The sequence below is a fragment of the Anabaena azotica FACHB-119 genome (assembly GCF_014697625.1).
GTDB lineage: Bacteria > Cyanobacteriota > Cyanobacteriia > Cyanobacteriales > Nostocaceae > Trichormus > Trichormus azoticus_A.
Genome location: NZ_JACJSG010000060.1, coordinates 26,422 through 43,883, shown reverse-complemented (window position 1 = coordinate 43,883; position 17,462 = coordinate 26,422). Strand labels below are relative to the sequence as shown.

The window sequence follows — 17,462 nt, the reverse complement described above, 5'->3', positions numbered from 1 at the left end:
TAACTGATAACTGATAACTGATAACTGATAACTGATAACTGATAACTGATAACTGATAACTGATAACTGATAACTGATAACTGATAACTGATAACTGATAACTGATAACTGATTCCCCCTGTGACTTTATAACAGTGTTGGGTTAAAAAAGAAACATGAAAATCATTAAACCCCTCACTAACTGGTTAGAAACCCATGCTAGCGCCCCTGCATATACCGGCTGGGTACTAGCGGGAGTTGCTGTTTGTTTTTTTGGTGCAGCGATTAATACAATGGCTGGTTGGCTATATGCAATTAGCGGCGTAAGTTTCGCTTTATTGGGTATTGCCGCAATTTTACCACCGCGATCGCTCACAGGTTTATCTGTAACTCGTCGCCCCATCCCACCCGTCTCCGCCGGAGATGACTTGGTTTTAGAATTAGAAATTCACAACCCCACCAAGCAAGCTGTCAGTTTACTGCAAGTTGAGGATATATTACCTTTCGTCTTAAGTAAACCCATCAAACAGGCAATTGACACAATTCCTAGTCAAGAAAGCTACAAATGGATACATTACCAACCTACCCAACGTCGGGGAATTTATCGCTGGCACAATGTAGAGTTAGCAACTGGTGTGCCTTTAGGATTATTTTGGTCGCGTCGGCAACACCAGTGTAATGCCAGAGCCATTGTGTATCCTACTGTACTCCCACTCACAACTTGCCCCTTAGTCGATGAACTGGGACAAGAAGAGAGCCAAAGGAGCGAATACCGAGGGAAACCCTTGCAAACAGCCACATCTGGGTTGGTGCGATCGCTCCGTCCCTATCGTATAGGCGACCCCACCCGCTTAATTCACTGGCGGACTAGCGCCCGTTATGGCGAGTTACGGGTACGAGAATTAGAAACCGTTACAAGTGGACAGGAGATTATTATCGCCCTGGATAGTGCTGGTAGCTGGGAAGAAGAGAATTTTGAACAAGCAGTAATTGCCGCAGCCTCACTGTATTTTTATGCACAGCACCAACAATTGCAAGTGCAGATTTGGACTGCATCAACAGGGTTGGTGAAAGGTGAAAGCCTCGTCTTAGAAACACTAGCAGCCACCAAATTTCTAGAAGAACCCAGCAATTCAGAACCGCAAAACACCCCGTGGATTTGGTTAACACAAAATACCAACAGCCTTTCTAGTCTACCTCAAGGTAGTCGTTGGGTCTTATGGCAGGATGTATCATCTCTAAAAGAACAAGTAATGATTAACAAAGATTACCCAGGCATCACCATAGAAAAAGAAAAGCCCTTGCAACTTCAATTACAACAACCCTTGCATTCATTGTGAAATTGTATTTTCACTATTGAAAATTTCAATGAACGTTGACAACAAAGTAGAGGTTAGACAGTAGAGGCTAGAGAAGAGATATTTTTATCACTTGGTTGTGTAACGAATCTCATTAACATCTAGTTTTTCCTTGATCCTATACCTTGAACAATCAAAAATACACTGTTGCCAAAGAGATTAGTCCATAAAAAATCAGAAAATGCTCATAAGAAGCGACTTTTAACCCAGTCCCCAGTACCCAATCCCCAATCCCCAGTCCCCAACTTAGACAAATTCCCCAGCAATACCCTAGTGACGCTGAGGTACAATGCAAAGAATATTTGAATATTCAGCCGCCGATCCCCATGATTTCATCAGAACCTAACGCAAAATCCAGCGATAAAAGTCTAGAGGCAATGCGCCATTTTTCAGAACAATATGCTAAACGTACAGGTACTTACTTCTGTTCTGAACCATCCGTTACCGCAGTTGTTATTGAAGGATTAGCCAAACATAAAGACGACTTAGGAGCGCCTTTGTGTCCTTGTCGCCACTACGAAGACAAAGAAGCTGAAGTCAAAGCTTCTTACTGGAACTGTCCTTGCGTACCCATGAGAGAACGCAAAGAATGCCATTGTATGCTGTTCCTCACACCGGAGAACGAATTTGCGGGACAAAGCCAAGAAATCTCTCTAGACACGATTAAAGAAGTACGAGACAGTATGGCGTAAGCTTACTCCGCCCTAAAAGTGCGGAGCTTTAGCCTCAGATTTGAGATATCGGAAACAAAGGCATTTGCCCCTGCAATTGACAACTCATCCCCGGACTTTCGGGACTGCTTATAAACGAAGCCCCCAAAGCAGCAATATTAAGAGCTGCATTTATATCAGCATCATGTTCAAACCCACAATGCCCACACTTGAAAACTTTACCGTTGCGATAGGATTTACCCTTAATGGGGTGAATATGTCCGCATCGGGAACAGGTTTGACAGGTGTAGGTTTAACTGCTGCCCATCTTACGACACAGTTCTATAAACTGATCACAGGTAAGGTCGCGTTTCATGTTGTTGATAAGCCAGCACCTTTGGATGGGTCATTTCTATCGATACTAACCCCATTGTTTCCAACTTCTTCGCTCAAAGGCTCTTTGGTGTAAAAGCAAAGCTTGTTTTGTTCCTCAATCAATTCTTCCAGGTAGTTCAAGTCTATGTCAAAAGGTATTCCTTCCTTTTTGCACTTGTGTCTAGCCGATCCCAAGGCATGACGCAATCTCTCTTTCAAGCTACTGCGATACCTGTTTTTACATCTTTGTGCATCACACTTAGAACAAATATTAGAAGTGTAATGTCTACGATTACCTCCAGAGAGTGTCTTAACTCTAGTTCTAAATTCAGAAATCGGAAAGACACTATTGCAATGCCGACATTGCTTTTCTGTAGAAATATCATGCCATCTTTTGTTGTGTCCAAGTTGACCACAAAAAGAACAGGTTTGCATATCCTTCCTTCAAATTTCCTTAACCCCAATTACCTTGGGCGTTTTGCCCGTGGGGTCGGTAGGCAGGTCAACACAAATATTGATGTAGTAGTCACCCCGCTTTGTCTTGTTGAGTGTAGCAGCAGTTGGAGATTGCCCTTTAAGCAATGCCAACTGGTAATTACCAATACTCAACTTGAACTTAACTCGACCACACATCAAGGTAACGCCAACAGTTTGCAATTCCTCAATGTATTGAAAAGTCCGCACATCCAAACTAATAGATGTCGGCTTAAACTTATGAGCCACTCGCTTGGGCGGGTTTCCCGACTTGTGCGAAGTGGCGTGGACTTGTTTAACTGCTTTAGCGTTGCCAATAACACGTCGAATTGCTTGGCAGACATGGTTTGCTTTCAGACCTGTTGCTTCACGTACAGCTTTATAAGTCTTGTGGTGAAGCTTGGTTGTATTCCAGCAATTCTCGCGTTTTGCAGTCTCATATATCTGGTTACAAGCGTCAGCAAACAAGCGCAAAGTGCGGTCAATTTCACACCGCAACTCTACAGGGACTTGGAGCTTGCATTTAACAGATATTGTCTGCATTGGAGTGAGTTAATTACTCATCCAATTTTATCATGTAAAGCCGCCGTAGAACGGCGGGGTAAGAAACCTATTTTGCTGATGAGTGAAACCATGCCCGCAGAGTTTTGGCAAGGTGTAGAACAATTTAACGCTGGCAAGTTCTACGCCTGTCACGACACCTTAGAGGCTTTATGGATTGAAGCCAGCGAACCAGAAAAAACCTTTTATCAAGGAATTTTACAAATTGCCGTTGGTCTTTATCATTTGGGTAATCGTAACTGGCGAGGTGCAGTAATTTTACTAGGGGAGGGCAGTAACCGTCTGCGACGTTACCCTTCAATTTACGGAAATATTGATGTAGATGAATTACTAAACCAGAGCGCGGGCTTGTTAAAAGCATTACAAGAAATCGGCCCAGACAAAATTGATTACGACAACCTCAACGAGAATCCCGCCTTACCCATACCAACCATTGTGGTCACAAATGATTGACGAAGAGGCAGGAGGCAAAAATATTTGGGGAATGAGAAACTGACTCTTGTTCCCTATTTTTGTATGGAGATGTGGTTCTCTACGTTCCCTACGGGACGCTACGCGAACGCGATAGCGTGTCGTAGACAGACGCTCCGCTAGCTACCGCTTCCACGGAGTGGTACGACTGCGCGGTAATCGAGTTTCGACTACGCTCAACTACCGCAAAGTCGAGATTCACCAGCTGGGAGTTACCCACCCCTAACCCCCTCACAAGTGTAGGTTTTTAATATAGCAGTGAGTAAGGACTATAAAACTAACGAGAAAATCATTGTTTCATCCACCCCTACACCCCTACACCCCTACACCCTTACACCCCAAACCAAGGTTTTTGGAACACCAGTAAAAAACCTACACCTGTCAGCCCCTAACCCCTCCCAGGAGCAGCAGGGAGAATAACTATGGACTATTGACTATGAACTATTGACTATGGACTACGGACTATGGACTATGGACTATGGACTATGGACTATGGACTATGGACTATTGACCAATATCGAAACTTTAAACTTGAGCCAAGCGTCAAGATTTCAGCCAGCAATGATCTCAAGTTACTGCCAATAGGAGATTATATTTTTGGAGAAAGTACTTGAGATAATTAGTATACAAGCCCCGCTCCCAAACATTAACTTGCTATGATGCCCTATAAATTGCCTCTGTCAAAAATGCGTCGCCTGGGATTAGCTTTGCTGCTACCTGCGGCATTCCTGGGTACTGTAGCCCTACCTCACCAATTGTCAAGCGTCACTGCACAAACGCCAACCGGAAATCGCCCACTCACTATCCGCTCGGATATTCAAGAATACGATGCCAAAAATCAGGTGATTACGGCTCGTGGTAATGTGCAGATGTTGTATCCGGCTCGACAAATTCAAGCAACATCGGCTCAAGCACAGTATTTCAGCAAGGAACGTCGCATTGATTTTAGTGGTAATGTCTATATTTTGCAGCAAGGCGGCAACAGTATCCGCGCGGAAAAGGTAACATATTTGATTGATGAAGGACGATTTGTCGCGTTACCCCAATCCAATCGTCAGGTAGAATCCGTTTATATGGTGGATGACGCAGAGCTTGGTAGTCAATCTAATACACCTGCTCCCAGAACACCAGGGTTACGCCGTTCTAATTAGCATCAATCAACAAGATACCACAGTCATAGTGAAAATTGTTTTAGAAAATATTCACAAGTCTTACGGTAAGCGAGTAATTGTTAATCGCGTTAGCCTTTCTGTTGCTCAGGGTGAAATCGTTGGTTTACTAGGCCCTAATGGCGCTGGTAAAACAACGACATTTTACATTGCGACAGGTTTAGAACAACCGAATCAAGGGCGAGTCTGGCTAGATAACTTAGATATTACTGGCTTGCCAATGCACAAAAGGGCAAGATTGGGTATCGGCTATTTAGCACAGGAAGCAAGCGTTTTTCGCCAACTTTCAGTTCAAGATAATATCCTTTTGGTATTTGAGCAAACTAATGTACCGCGCAGGGAGTGGTCACAGCGACTAAATACTTTACTGCGAGAGTTCCGCTTGGAAAAGCTGGCTAGAAGTAAAGGGATTCAACTTTCTGGTGGTGAAAGAAGACGGACAGAATTAGCTAGGGCTTTAGCTGCTGGGCGAGAAGGGCCAAAATTCTTATTGTTGGATGAGCCATTTGCTGGTGTTGACCCGATCGCAGTTTCTGAGATACAGCAAATTGTCGCACAACTGCGCGATCGCGGTATGGGCATTTTGATTACAGACCACAATGTCCGCGAAACCCTAGCCATTACCGACCGCGCCTACATCCTCCGCGAAGGACAAATTCTCGCCTACGGCAATACTGACGAACTCTACAATAATCCCCTTGTACGTCAATATTACTTAGGTAGTAATTTTCAAGTTTAGTGGAGGCTGTTGACAGTTGACAGTTGACCAATGACTAATGACCAATGACCAATGACCAATGACCAATGACTAAACTCACTTCTTTTTATAGCTTCAATTCGCTGCTGCCTTTGACAATTATGGATCGCTATCTGATTGGCGAATTGTTACCAACCTTTTTATTTGGTGTTGGGGCTTTTGCATCAATTGGTGTGACGATTGATGCTGTATTTGAGCTAGTTAGAAGAGTAGTAGAATCTGGGCTACCTATCAGTATTGCGGTGCAGGTTTTCTTATTAAAGTTGCCTAATTTTATTGTGTTAGCTTTCCCCATGTCTACGCTATTAGCAACTTTAATGACTTACAGCCGTCTTTCTAGCGAAAGTGAACTTATTGCTTTGCGTGGTTGTGGGGTTAGTGTCTATCGCATGGTCATGACTGCGGTGATGATGAGTTTGGTCGTCACAGGGCTGACATTTTTATTTAACGAGCAAATTGCCCCAGCCGCCAACTATCAAGCATCTTTGACTTTGGACAGAGCTTTAAAATCAGATAAACCCACATTGAAGCAGCAGAATATTTTTTACCCCGAATATCGGGATGTGAAAGAGAAGGATGGAACTAAAACCAAAATACTAACGCGCTTGTTTTATGCTGACCAGTTTGATGGGAGGCAGATGAAAGGACTCACTATTATAGACCGTTCTACAGAAGGTTTAAATCAAATTGTGGTAGCAGAATCTGCCCAGTGGAATGGCGCTCAAAGCGTTTGGGATTTTTATAACGGTACAATCTATTTAGTAGCGCCCGATCGCTCTTATCGGAATATTCTGCGGTTTGAACAGCAACAACTGCAACTACCGCGTACACCCTTAAGCTTGGCAGAACAAAGCCGCGACTATGGGGAGATGAATATTGCCCAAGCGATGGAACAGTTGAATATTGAACGCTTGGGTGGCGATCGCCAAAAAATTCGTAAACTGGAAGTGAGAATCCAACAAAAATTTGCCTTACCCTTTGTCTGTGTAGTCTTTGGTTTAGTCGGCGCAGCGATGGGAACCATACCCCAACGCACCGGCAGAGGCACTAGTTTTGGTATTAGTGTGATAGTTATTTTCGCTTATTATTTATTCAGCTTTATTACTGGCGCTTTAGGACAAGCTGGGGTTTTCTCGCCCTTTATCGGTGCATGGCTACCAAACTTTATTGGGCTAGGGACGGGAATATTATTATTAATGCGTGTTGCTCAACGCTGAGGTATAGCATAAAACAGAGAGAACTTTCAAAAGCGCAAAAGTAAGCAAATTCAGTTTTTAATTTCTCACAAGGGGTTTTTGAGAAGTTAAATTAGACGAATAATCCGTAAGTAAGTTTTACGAGCCAGAAATTTTAATGCAGCACACTGCTTAACCCACGATTTTTTACCAAGTGCAGTAGCTTAAGAGATGCTCCACTAGGCCGCTTTTGTCCTATTTCCCATTTTTGAACTGTTGAAGGACTTATATTCAAAATACGTGCAAAAACAGCTTGACTGACTTGAGATGATTCCCGTATTTCTTTAATTTGTAACGGTTCTAGAGGCTCAATAGGAGGTAGACATAGATGTTCAAATTCGCGCAATGTAGTTTGATTCATTAGCCCAGCTTTGTGTAGGTCTTCTGCTGTCTCATGAACTGCTTCCAGAATTGCTGATTTTTTCTTCCGCATTACAAATCACCTCTATTAACGCATTACTATTTTTTGCCTGCTCAAGCTCATCTGGTGTATAAGCAAGTAATTGCTTGGATAACATTTTCAGAGCTTCTTCTTCATCTTTGTCAATGTTGCTGCGTTCGTTTTTTGAAAAGCCAAAAATAAAAAACCAACGATCTTCATTATTAGTAGCTACTATTGTCCGAAATCCACCACTCTTACCTTTCCCTGGTTTTGCTATGCGTTTTTTAAACAGTCCACCTCCCAAGTCAGCATCATAAAGCCCTGCTGCCATTTCGTTTACAGCGTTACAGAGACTAAGATTATTTAAGCCTTCCTTCCGCGCCCAACGGTCAAAAGTACGGTTTTTGTAAATTTTCATTTTCTAGTCTCTTTGGTTAAAGTATAGCACCTAGTCCTATACTTTAGAGTGAAAATAACATAGGCACTGTTAGAGATTATTTATAAAGTAAATCTTAAATTGTCGGGTGCTTTAGCGGAGAGTACAGCACAGTATTCATTGGTGCGTTACGGCTAATTCCTACTCTCTCAAACTCCCAAATCCTTTCATAGCCGTAACACACCCTACTTAATATTTACTACGTTCAAATATTTTCGCAGCGTCACACACCCTACTGGCGTGGCAAGGCTAAAATAGTGCAATAGGAAATGGGGAAAAGGGGAAAAACAGATGGGAAGAGGACGGAGTGATAAAGTATTATTGAATACAGAACAAAGGCAAAGATTAGAAGCGATTAGCCGTAATGGTTATGCTCCTGCCAAAAAGATATTGCACGCACAAGTGTTGTTAATGTGTGATGAAGGAGAGGGTGCGACGAAAAAATGGACAGATGAACAAATTAGTTCAGTCCTCAACCTGCATCGCAATACGGTGGGAAGAATCAGGAAAAGATTTTTGGCGCAAGGTGAACAACCAGCCCTAAATCGTAGTCAACGAAAAAGCGCACCAGTAAGAGCAAAAATTGATGGTCATACTGAAGCGCAAATCATTGCGTTGTGTTGTTCACAACCGCCAGCAGGACAAGCACATTGGAGTTTAAGACTGTTAACTAAAGAAATTTACAAAAGAAATATCATTACAGAAATTTCTAGAGAAACAGTGAGAAAAGTCTTAAAAAAAACGAATTACGACCGTGGAAAACACAAAGATTTTGTATTCCAGAGCGGGATTTAGCCCGTTTTGTCGCCCAAATGGAAGTAGTTTTGGATCTTTACAGTCAACCACATAGTGAATCCGCACCGCTCATCTGTATGGATGAAGCAGCAATGCAGCTAACAGGACAGGTCTTCGAGCCAATTCCTTTAGCTCCAGGTCAAGATGCAAAACAAGATTATCACTATACTCGTCCAGGAGTCCAAGCTTTATTTATGTTCCTTGACCCCCATAGAGGCTGGCGAAGAGTTAGCAATCGTGACCATCGGACTCGTGTTGATTGGGCTGAAGAAGTACGTCAGTTATTAGATGAAGACTATCCCCAAGCCGAGAAAGTGAAATTACTTTGTGACAATCTCAACACTCATAACATTGCTTCTTTATATGAAGCTTTGAGCGCACCTGTTGCCCATCGTTTAGCTCGAAAACTGGAGATTTACTACACCCCTCGTCATGGCAGTTGGCTCAATGTTGCCGAGATTGAATTAAGTGTCTTAAGTCAACAATGTTTAGATCGACGTATTTCTTCAGCCCAGGAACTTAAGAGTGAGTTGGCTGCTTGGCAGGGCGATCGCAACTCTAACGCCAGTAAAGTCACTTGGCATTTTACTACTGATGATGCTCGTGTCAAACTTAAACATCTTTATCCTATTTTTGAACCCCAAGAAACTGACGATTCTAATGCACTATTTTAGCCTTGCCACGCTACTACTGGACTGACACGACTAAAATGTTGCATTAATTAACCACAGAGGCACAGAGACACAGAGGTTAGAGAGGAAACTTATTGCACTATTTTAGCCTTGCCACGCCACTACTAGCGTGTCTAACCTAAAATAGTGCAATACCAATCTATCATCTGCGTTCATCTGCGTTCATCTGCGTTCGATTTTTCTCAAATCTATTGCACTATTTTAGTCCGGTCACGCTACTACAGAAAAAATATGCCAGTTGCGTAAGTCCTAAAGAAGTCTAGTGATTACGACCAGCCAAGTAAAACCTAATTGTAGCTGTTAGATAGTTAAATGCTGAGGGCAACATAGTCAATAGTTAAACAGCAAGAGGTTTATCTTTTGGCAACTATTAAAGATTCATTGGTAATAGCTAATCGATTGCCCGATGGCACTGGATATACATGGACTCTTGCCTCTCGGTTAGGTGAGATGATATTAGAGGTTGAGGCACAGTTTGGTAAGCGCGATCGCTCTTTGACGATTCTAGGAATTGAGTTTTGTGATAGTGGCCCGCGAATATGGTTTCCCGGCAATTGTGGGCATATTATAATTCAGCTTGGCTTTTCGGCAAAAGAAGATTTAGTTCAAGCCTTATTTCAGCTAGCCCAAGAATCTGTTTACCTTCTTGATCCTGTTGTTTTGGGTTATGCAAATGTTTTAGAAATAGGTCTAGCAACACATTTTTCGCTTCAGTACATCAAGCAATTTAATTCCAATTACACTATTTCTGATCCCAAGTATGCTGCTGCTGCGGAATTAACAGCACATTTGCTCAATCTCAATCCGATGAGCATTAAGCAGCTTCGCTCAAGAGGAATTAAAATTGCAGAAATTACCGCTAGTCAACTTTTAGCAGTATGTCCTAAGTTACCGCAGTCAATAGCTCTTGAGCTTGCTGCAAGTTTTGATAATTGGACATTTTAAACAATTATTCCTTAACCAAGGGGCTGAAATAGTATCAAGAATAAGGACAAATTTTTTGTGAGTTTAATCGGGTTTTCAAAACACAATTTATAGTAATACGGTGGGCATTGCCCACCCTACGCTTAGGTGTTAACTGATGAGTGATGGAGATTTAGCGCATATTCCCTAAATCTTTCTAAATCAGCTTGAATTGTTGATTCCACCGCCCGTCCCAAAAACAGGTTATCCATGATTTTGCCCAAGAAGCCAGGGATAGCATAGGAAACTGTCATCTTGACGATACTATGACCGTGGCGATCGTAAAAGCGGATAGCACCTTGATTGGGTAAACCGTCAATTGATTCCCATTGAATGATTTGATGGGGTATCACTTTGATAATGCGGGATTTCCAAGTAAATTCTAGCCCACCAGTATTTAATTTCCAAAGTGATATATCGGGATTTTCTGGTGGTACTTTCACAGAATCAATCCACTTCATCCATTTGGGCATTTGTTCCAAGTCAGCCCACAACCCCCATACTAATTCTATGGGGGCTGCTACTTCTACCTGTACGCTATGTTCTAGCCAGTTAGACATTCTATTTCGGATTTGAGATTTGATTAGATTAGCAGCTATAACTCTATTTTTTAATATCCTCTAGGATGGCTTTTGCTGCTTGCCGTCCAGAAAGTGTTGCGCCTTCCATACTGTCGATGTAGTCTTGCTGCGTATAACTACCTGCTAGGAAGAAATTTGCTATGGGCGTTTTCTGGTTGGGACGGTAAACATCCATACCTGGGGCTTCTCTGTAGAGAGATTGCGCTAGTTTGACTACGTTGTACCAAGTCATATTTAGTTCCCTTGATGAGGGGAACAGTTCATGCACTTGTTTGAGGACTTGTTGGGCGATCGCATCGTTACTTTGCTTAATAAATGGATCTCCCGGTGTCAGCACTAGTTGCAATAACGAGCCTTGTCCAGGGCGATAATAATCACTGGGGCTAGTCAAAGCCAAGTCGGCAAAACAGGAAAAATCAGCATCGGCGGTATACAACAAGTTATCTAGCCCGGCTGCTTGTTTTAGCTGTTTGCGTTTCTCTTGGTCTTGCAGTTCTGTCACCCAGCCGTCAAACCTCATCTGCACAGTTGCGACTGGTACTGCATCTAGTTTATAGATATTATCAAATTCTGACCATTTGCGCCATTCTTGGGGCAGAACTCGCTGGATTCCGGGAATATCGCAAGCACAGACATAAGCATCGGCGGTAATCTCTTCTAGCTCATCGCCTTGGGCAACTACTATGCTAGTGACGCGAGTTTGTCCTTCGAATTGGGCATACTTAATTTCCCGCACTTGCCGACGAGTATATACTTTTGTCCCTCTGGCTTCCAAGTATTTCAGGATGGGTTTGTGTAGATATTCATCCGGCGATCCTGCCAACATCCGCAATACGGAAGCTTCGCTTTTGACTGCGAAGAATTGGAAGATTGTCAGCATACAACGGGCGGAAATGTTTTCACAATCAATAAAGCCCAAAGCGTATGCTATGGGATTCCACATCCGTTTGATACTACCGTTACTACCACCATGACTGCGAAACCAATCAGCAAAGCTAACTTTATCTAGGTTGCGAATGGTTCTCATTGCGCCGTCAAAGTCTACTAACCCCCGGACTATGGGGCTTGTACCCAAGGCGATCGCATTTTGCAGTTTATCCTGTAATGACAGTTGAGAGGTAGTAAAAAACGCCTTCAATCCATTGAAGGGCGCACCTGTGAAGAAGCGAAAATCTAAAGCACCAAGCTTTCCGCCTTTATTAACAAAGGTGTGGGTATGTTCTTTCAGACGTAAATGAGAAAATGCCCCCACCTTATTCATCAGTTCAAACAGTTGGTAGTAGCACCCAAAAAAGACGTGCAAACCCATCTCAACATGGTTTCCATCGCCATCAATCCAACTGCCAACTTTACCACCAACAAACGGACGGGACTCAAAAATTTGGACTTCACAGCCAGCATCAGCTAAATCTATAGCGGTTGCTAGCCCAGCCAATCCCGCACCTACGATTGCAACGCGCATTCCGTCCTTCCTTATTCACCTTCTTTACAAATTGTAACTGGGTTGGTGTCGGAATTGGCTATTTATATAAATTCCAGCAGTATGTTGTCGAACAACAAGATTATGCCCCTGATGATCAATATGCTTTTATTAATCCTTTGAATTTATGTAACCGGATACACTGGACTCCACGCCTGTGTATTCCAGCCAGCTAACTTTCGTTAGTCACAACAGATTAAAAAAGCATTCATGTAAATCGCAACAAAAATTAAATCACCTTCTAATGACTTTTTTCTTTGTTGTCATCTGTTGTGGGTAAACTTCTAATGAGTTCCCGAATTACATCAGTTGCTGGTCTACCTGTCTGCTGACAATATTTTTCCAGTTTTTCTGATTCTTGCGCTGCTAAGTTAACTGTTATGCGTTTAACCGCCCATTTTTTATTAGTCATTATCACGCTTTTTGCTATATATTGACATCATCAAAAACGACTCAATCAAAGATGAGGATGATCAGATTATCAGAATTTGTGGCACGAAACAAGCGATCCCTTTAATAAGAAAAATGCTTTGTTTGTCAAATAATTCATCCTTTTTCCAAAAAACATAATGAATTAATTACTATTGCAGGAAGAATAATACTGTAAGGTCCCTCTTCTAAAGAAGAACCTTAACAATAGGAACCTGAAGTTTGGCAACTAAATTGTATAGATGAGTCTAACTTATTTAATGTTCACTCAGTAAGATTTTACCAAATTTAAATTATTAAAAATAGGTAACTAGTCCGTCCAGTGTCACCTACTAGTTGGATAGCTCATCTTCCATAAGTAATCTCCTTTAACCATAGGTTTGTTATTGGATTTTTGAAATACACTTAGGTTAGAGAATGCCTATAAAACCATGATATCCAGGGCAGTGAGCGTCTTACAAATACTACAAAATTTGACATTTTTTCAGGAATAAAGTTGGATTCCTATAGATATCATTGAGCGATCGCGCTTATGCTTGATCTGATTGAGTCCGTCAACTCCACCAAGTTATACCTTGGATGATTTGTCAGTTTTTACACATCTGCATTCATACCCAACTACTCAGCTTTAAAGTTTAATTTCGGCAGTAATAGCTAAGACATCATATACTTACAGCAGATAACTGTTTTAAATCAGTTTGAAGAATTGATTTAAACACCACAGGCTAAAAATTTGTAGAAGCTTTTCTAAGTTTGATAGTAAATCTACATAAACCGAACTACTATGAATGAAGCTGAAAAAAATAAGTCATTAATTACATAAATGACTTATAGAAGATTTTTGTTTAGTGGTTGATAGTTAGCTATACTATAGGACTCATACTTGATTTCTGAAATATATAGCAGGGGACAGGTTAATCAAATATCTTCAACAATTAACGATGATCCCGGTGAACCCGTCCCTACCGAGTCTCATTAGCTCCCGGCATAGGCTATTGTTTGGATAATAAAGGTTTTTCTAATTCACATCAGGCGTAAAATTTTAGTTTTTCTCCCCTGTCACCTGTTATACCATTTCACTAAAATCGTGATACAAATTCTTTCCCCTCTGCTCCTCTGCTCCTCTGCTCCTCTGCCTGCCTAAATGTATCAACCTTAAAGTGAAACGGTATCACCTGTCACCTGTTCCCTATTTGCATTTATTCCAGTTGAAACTGGGGCATAAGTTGGAGAGTTCCCAGACCTAAATCCTTGGGGGAGAGCGATCGCGCTTCAAATAAAGCCATCATATCTCGCAGTTGGGGATTACCACGGGAAGCGCCTGTCAAGCCTTTAGCGATAATTAATCCACAGAAGCCTTTAGTATTTTTACAGCGTTGGTTCCACTTACGTCTAGCTTCTACGTGGACGGGATCATCATCCAAAAATTCCCCAAATAGGAATAGTTCCCCATTTTCAGTTTGCAATAAACCTAAGTCGTAGCGATCGCCATCAAAGGGGTCAGCACCAGGATTAAAGCAGATAGCTTTCAATCCCCCGGCGGCTTCAATATTTTCAATCACAGTCTTGGCCTTGGGGCGAGAGGTTTGAATTAAAATTACAGGTAGACCATCACCCACCTGTTTAAATTCACCCACTTGATGATATTTCACCCCTTGGCGCAGATAATCTAACATTTCCCAAGAAACTACACCCAAACTGAGAAAAGAGTCTTCTGGGATTAAATCATCACGCAAGGAACGAGACTCTAGGGAAGCTAATTCCTCAAAATCTTCCTCATCCATAACTACATCTGCCATTTCTTCTAACTCTGCGGCGAGTTGTGGCATAGTAGAAACAGTTATAGGCACTGCCTTAGTTGCTTCATCGGATGCAGGTAAAGAAATGCGATAGCGACGACTTAGGCTGGGAAACTCCTGGCTCGACAATTGGCGGCGATGGTCACGAATGAAGCGAGAAAGGCTTTCTAACGCCAAGAAGACGACAGCCGCCTCTTCATCGTACAAAACAGAGCGTAAGCCTTCTAAAGGATGAATGTTGCCAAAGGTAGGAGTCAGGTCTGATAATGCCAAATCACCTAAATCATCAAATCCATCTTCATCATCAATGTCATCCTCATGATCAAAAGTGAGAAACAAGCAATCTTGTTTGAGAAAAGCCTCTTCTAAATGTCCAGGGGATTCTTCATTATTTAAAACTGCTGCACGAAATCGCTTGAGAGAATCTTCCGAACGATAAAACAAAATTCCATACTCCATCCCCAGCATTCCCATAACTGAGGCGTAGATTGTGCCTACATCCCATTTATTAATTTCTATAGATATAATTTGCTGTTCTTCGAGAAATTCCCAAGGTGCTGCTTGCCAAATAGCATACGCTTTTTCGTGTAAAGCTTTAACATACTGGGGAGGGATATCAGGAACTTGACTATCAATGATTTCGGCAAATCCGCGAAACAGTTCATCAATTAGGGGCAACTCTGGTGCATAATCTATGGCGATATCCAAATCTTGGAGTACGCCACGCAGATAAAACTGGATTTCGCGATCGCGTACCACAATTCTTTGAGGTCGCGCGGGTTTGGCGGGACTCTGGGGATGTTCCATCGCTCGCATTAAGGTGCGAACAATTGCTTCTGGGCCAGTTTCTTCTGATATAACATCCATCCCGCGCACAATGCCTTGTGAGCCGTCTACCCACAAAATACAATCACCCTTGGATTCTGATGGGATTGGCGTATGCGGTGATGATAACGGACGGCGATCGCCCTCCCATACAGAAGGAATTTGGGTTAATTTCTTCAACCGACGACTGGTAGAGCGATTAAAACTTGTCATAGAGATGGGTTAGTCAGAAACAAGCGGAACAGAACATTTTGGGGATGGCTGGCCAGGAAAGAATTTTTCTTGGCTTGATTGTGGCTCAGGCTGTCAGGTAGCTGGAACTCTCAAAATACCAAATCTTTAACAGTTATGGGTCATCAGTTATCATTTTCATAAATAAATAGGTAACGGTTTCCCGACTATAAGCGTGGAAACCCTTGGTGCGCCGTCACACCACAACCCATACCTGATAACTGTTTACTTTTGATTGTTCATTGATTTAAACATACTGAGTCTCTCAATTCTAGAATAAAAATCTTTGCCTGCTTTTGACAGAGTGTTTACAATTTGGCAATTAGCGTCATTAATGTCGCTAGAATGGATAAAAAAATTGAAAAACTTAACTAAGGGCTTTCCCCAGCCTCAAGCGGATATTTTAAATCATCTAAGGAGTTGAAAATCCCATGACACAAGCAACTCAGCCAGCGCAACGCGGCATACTGTTGAGCGAAACGGCTTTGCGACAAGTAAAAGCCCTCCAAGAAAAACAAGGTCAAGATTTATGTTTGCGGGTAGGAGTGCGCCAAGGTGGCTGCTCTGGGATGTCTTACATGATGGACTTTGAGCAAGAAAGTAAGATCACTCCCCAGGATGAAGTTTTTGATTACGATGGCTTCAAAATTGTCTGCGATCGCAAAAGTCTTTTATATCTTTACGGCTTAATGCTTGATTATAGCGATGCCATGATCGGTGGTGGTTTCCAATTCACCAATCCAAATGCTTCTCAGACCTGCGGTTGCGGTAAGTCATTTGGGGTTTAGTCAATAGTCAGTAGTCCATAGTCCACAGTCATGAATTTCGACTGTAGGCTATTGACTAATTACCACTATTAGCTATTGACTAATGACTGAGGACTAATGACTAAGGACTAATGACTGATAACGTTGATTCTCTATTTGATAAAGGTTTAGAACGCTATAAGGCGGGAGAGCCTGCTGCTGACTTGATTCCTGTGTTTAAGGAAGTGTGCGATCGCGCTCCTAAAGCCAGCGCAGCTTGGATTTGCCTAGCTTGGTTGTATCTCCTAGAAGATAAGCCAAACTTAGCTCTCAAGGCATCACAAAAGGCGGTAAAAATCAATCCCCAAGACCCACAAGGTAGGGTGAATCTGGCTGTGGCTATGTTGGAAACTGGTCAAAAAGGTTTACGCCAACATATTGACATTGCCAAACAGTTAATTCTTGTTAATCCTGAATGGCAACAAGAGCTGGAAAATAGTATTGCAGACGGATTCAGCCGCAAACCCGATTGGCAAAGCTTGGCGAAAGTCAAAAACTGGTTGTTTAATGAATAGGGATTAGGGACTGGGGACTCAATCAGTGAACAGTGAACAGTGAACAGTTATCAAGGGTATGGTGGAGGATTTAGAACTGCTACTCAACCTACCGCAAATTATTGGCGTGATGTTTCTCCCAGGGTTTTAACTGATAACTGATAACTGATAACTGAAATACCCAATCCCCAATCCCCAGTCCCCAATCCCCAATCCCCTTATGAAAGATAAATTACTAAACTGGCTCAACTTAATTTTAGTAGCGGATGTATTTTTGGTATTCTTAGGCTTTGGTTGGTTTGCGATCGCTGTCATGGGTGAAGCCGCAGGAATTAATCTAGGGCTAGATTTGTGGCATAAACTCTGGCAACCTGTATTCAACCCAGCTATTGGTATCCTCATGGGAGGAGCAATTCTCAGTGGTTTAATCAGTTGGGTATCTCGAAAATTTCTTTCTAGTCAATAGTTGATAACGGAGCCATCAAAAGAATTTCTCCGGGTCTGTATTTGATGCGAAAAG

The 17,462-nt window shown here is 42.2% G+C and carries 19 protein-coding genes and 1 pseudogene; 11 read left to right on the top strand and 9 right to left on the bottom strand.

The features are described from left to right. The first annotated feature begins 155 nt into the window (after positions 1–155). Both H6G83_RS30180 and H6G83_RS30175 read left to right on the top strand, forming a co-directional pair. Positions 156–1,319 carry a DUF58 domain-containing protein gene (locus H6G83_RS30180; RefSeq protein WP_190478983.1) on the top strand — a complete coding sequence of 388 codons (1,164 nt, stop codon included), beginning with the start codon at positions 156–158 and terminating at the stop codon, positions 1,317–1,319. A 344-nt stretch (positions 1,320–1,663) separates the two neighbouring features. After that, positions 1,664–2,029, top strand: a complete 366-nt coding sequence (locus tag H6G83_RS30175; RefSeq protein ID WP_190478981.1) for a ferredoxin thioredoxin reductase catalytic beta subunit — start codon at positions 1,664–1,666, stop codon at positions 2,027–2,029. Between the two features lie 34 nt (positions 2,030–2,063). Here the strand turns inward: H6G83_RS30175 and H6G83_RS30170 are convergent. The 3 genes and pseudogenes from H6G83_RS30170 to H6G83_RS30160 all read right to left on the bottom strand — a co-directional run. Then, positions 2,064–2,285, bottom strand: a pseudogene (locus tag H6G83_RS30170) (zinc ribbon domain-containing protein); the annotation flags it as partial. A gap of 74 nt (positions 2,286–2,359) precedes the next feature. Beyond that, positions 2,360–2,797: a hypothetical protein gene (locus tag H6G83_RS30165; RefSeq protein WP_190478979.1), complete on the bottom strand. Its 438-nt coding sequence runs from the start codon at positions 2,795–2,797 to the stop codon at positions 2,360–2,362. Between the two features lie 9 nt (positions 2,798–2,806). Further along, on the bottom strand, positions 2,807–3,379 hold the full coding sequence (locus H6G83_RS30160) for a hypothetical protein (protein WP_242044947.1): 573 nt from the start codon (positions 3,377–3,379) through the stop codon (positions 2,807–2,809). Positions 3,380–3,457: 78 nt separating this feature from the next. Between H6G83_RS30160 and H6G83_RS30155 the strand changes: the two genes are divergently transcribed. The 4 genes from H6G83_RS30155 (at position 3,458) to H6G83_RS30140 (ending at position 7,011) form a co-directional block, all read left to right on the top strand. After that, complete coding sequence (locus H6G83_RS30155) at positions 3,458–3,850, top strand: DUF309 domain-containing protein (RefSeq protein WP_190478977.1); 393 nt, start codon at positions 3,458–3,460, stop codon at positions 3,848–3,850. Between the two features lie 674 nt (positions 3,851–4,524). After that, complete coding sequence (locus tag H6G83_RS30150) at positions 4,525–5,019, top strand: LptA/OstA family protein (RefSeq protein WP_190478974.1); 495 nt, start codon at positions 4,525–4,527, stop codon at positions 5,017–5,019. A gap of 28 nt (positions 5,020–5,047) precedes the next feature. After that, entirely contained in the window at positions 5,048–5,776 is a 729-nt protein-coding gene (gene lptB, locus H6G83_RS30145) for an LPS export ABC transporter ATP-binding protein (protein ID WP_190478988.1), read from the top strand. Between the two features lie 119 nt (positions 5,777–5,895). After that, entirely contained in the window at positions 5,896–7,011 is a 1,116-nt protein-coding gene (locus H6G83_RS30140; protein WP_190478985.1) for an LptF/LptG family permease, read from the top strand. Between the two features lie 133 nt (positions 7,012–7,144). On the opposite strand, the gene H6G83_RS30135 is transcribed toward H6G83_RS30140, so the two are convergent. Beyond that, positions 7,145–7,462, bottom strand: a complete 318-nt coding sequence (locus H6G83_RS30135) for a helix-turn-helix domain-containing protein (RefSeq protein ID WP_190478972.1) — start codon at positions 7,460–7,462, stop codon at positions 7,145–7,147. Continuing rightward, positions 7,422–7,829, bottom strand: a complete 408-nt coding sequence (locus H6G83_RS30130; protein WP_190478970.1) for a type II toxin-antitoxin system RelE/ParE family toxin — start codon at positions 7,827–7,829, stop codon at positions 7,422–7,424. Before H6G83_RS30130 ends, H6G83_RS30135 begins: the two co-directional genes overlap by 41 nt. 309 nt (positions 7,830–8,138) lie before the next feature. Here H6G83_RS30130 and H6G83_RS30125 point away from each other — a divergent pair. Continuing rightward, positions 8,139–9,316, top strand: a protein-coding gene (locus H6G83_RS30125) for an IS630 family transposase (RefSeq protein ID WP_190478968.1) whose coding sequence is annotated in 2 segments (ribosomal slippage) — positions 8,139–8,571 and positions 8,571–9,316 — 1,179 coding nt in all. Because the reading frame shifts where the segments join, the coding sequence is not laid out codon by codon here. A 378-nt stretch (positions 9,317–9,694) separates the two neighbouring features. Beyond that, positions 9,695–10,279 (top strand): hypothetical protein, encoded by a 585-nt coding sequence (locus tag H6G83_RS30120; protein WP_190478967.1) that lies wholly within the window; start codon positions 9,695–9,697, stop codon positions 10,277–10,279. A gap of 122 nt (positions 10,280–10,401) precedes the next feature. Here the strand turns inward: H6G83_RS30120 and H6G83_RS30115 are convergent, their stop codons facing one another. The 4 genes from H6G83_RS30115 to H6G83_RS30100 form a co-directional block, all read right to left on the bottom strand. Then, the gene (locus tag H6G83_RS30115) at positions 10,402–10,857 is read right to left on the bottom strand and encodes an SRPBCC family protein (RefSeq protein ID WP_190478964.1); all 456 of its coding nucleotides are present in this window, start codon (positions 10,855–10,857) and stop codon (positions 10,402–10,404) included. A 43-nt stretch (positions 10,858–10,900) separates the two neighbouring features. Then, positions 10,901–12,340, bottom strand: coding sequence for a 9,9'-di-cis-zeta-carotene desaturase (zds, locus tag H6G83_RS30110; RefSeq protein ID WP_190478962.1), 1,440 nt, complete (start codon positions 12,338–12,340; stop codon positions 10,901–10,903). Between the two features lie 259 nt (positions 12,341–12,599). Further along, complete coding sequence (locus H6G83_RS30105) at positions 12,600–12,770, bottom strand: ribbon-helix-helix domain-containing protein (protein ID WP_190478960.1); 171 nt, start codon at positions 12,768–12,770, stop codon at positions 12,600–12,602. A 1,216-nt stretch (positions 12,771–13,986) separates the two neighbouring features. Further along, positions 13,987–15,624, bottom strand: a complete 1,638-nt coding sequence (locus H6G83_RS30100; protein ID WP_190478958.1) for a DUF6930 domain-containing protein — start codon at positions 15,622–15,624, stop codon at positions 13,987–13,989. A gap of 449 nt (positions 15,625–16,073) precedes the next feature. On the opposite strand from H6G83_RS30100, the gene H6G83_RS30095 reads away from it, so the two are divergent. The 3 genes from H6G83_RS30095 to H6G83_RS30085 all read left to right on the top strand — a co-directional run bounded on the left by H6G83_RS30095 (position 16,074) and on the right by H6G83_RS30085 (position 17,408). Further along, the gene (locus H6G83_RS30095) at positions 16,074–16,430 is read left to right on the top strand and encodes an iron-sulfur cluster assembly accessory protein (RefSeq protein WP_190478956.1); all 357 of its coding nucleotides are present in this window, start codon (positions 16,074–16,076) and stop codon (positions 16,428–16,430) included. A gap of 110 nt (positions 16,431–16,540) precedes the next feature. Further along, positions 16,541–16,963, top strand: coding sequence for a tetratricopeptide repeat protein (locus H6G83_RS30090; RefSeq protein WP_190478954.1), 423 nt, complete (start codon positions 16,541–16,543; stop codon positions 16,961–16,963). 199 nt (positions 16,964–17,162) lie between these two features. Beyond that, positions 17,163–17,408 carry a hypothetical protein gene (locus tag H6G83_RS30085; RefSeq protein ID WP_190478952.1) on the top strand — a complete coding sequence of 82 codons (246 nt, stop codon included), beginning with the start codon at positions 17,163–17,165 and terminating at the stop codon, positions 17,406–17,408. Positions 17,409–17,462: the final 54 nt, after the last annotated feature.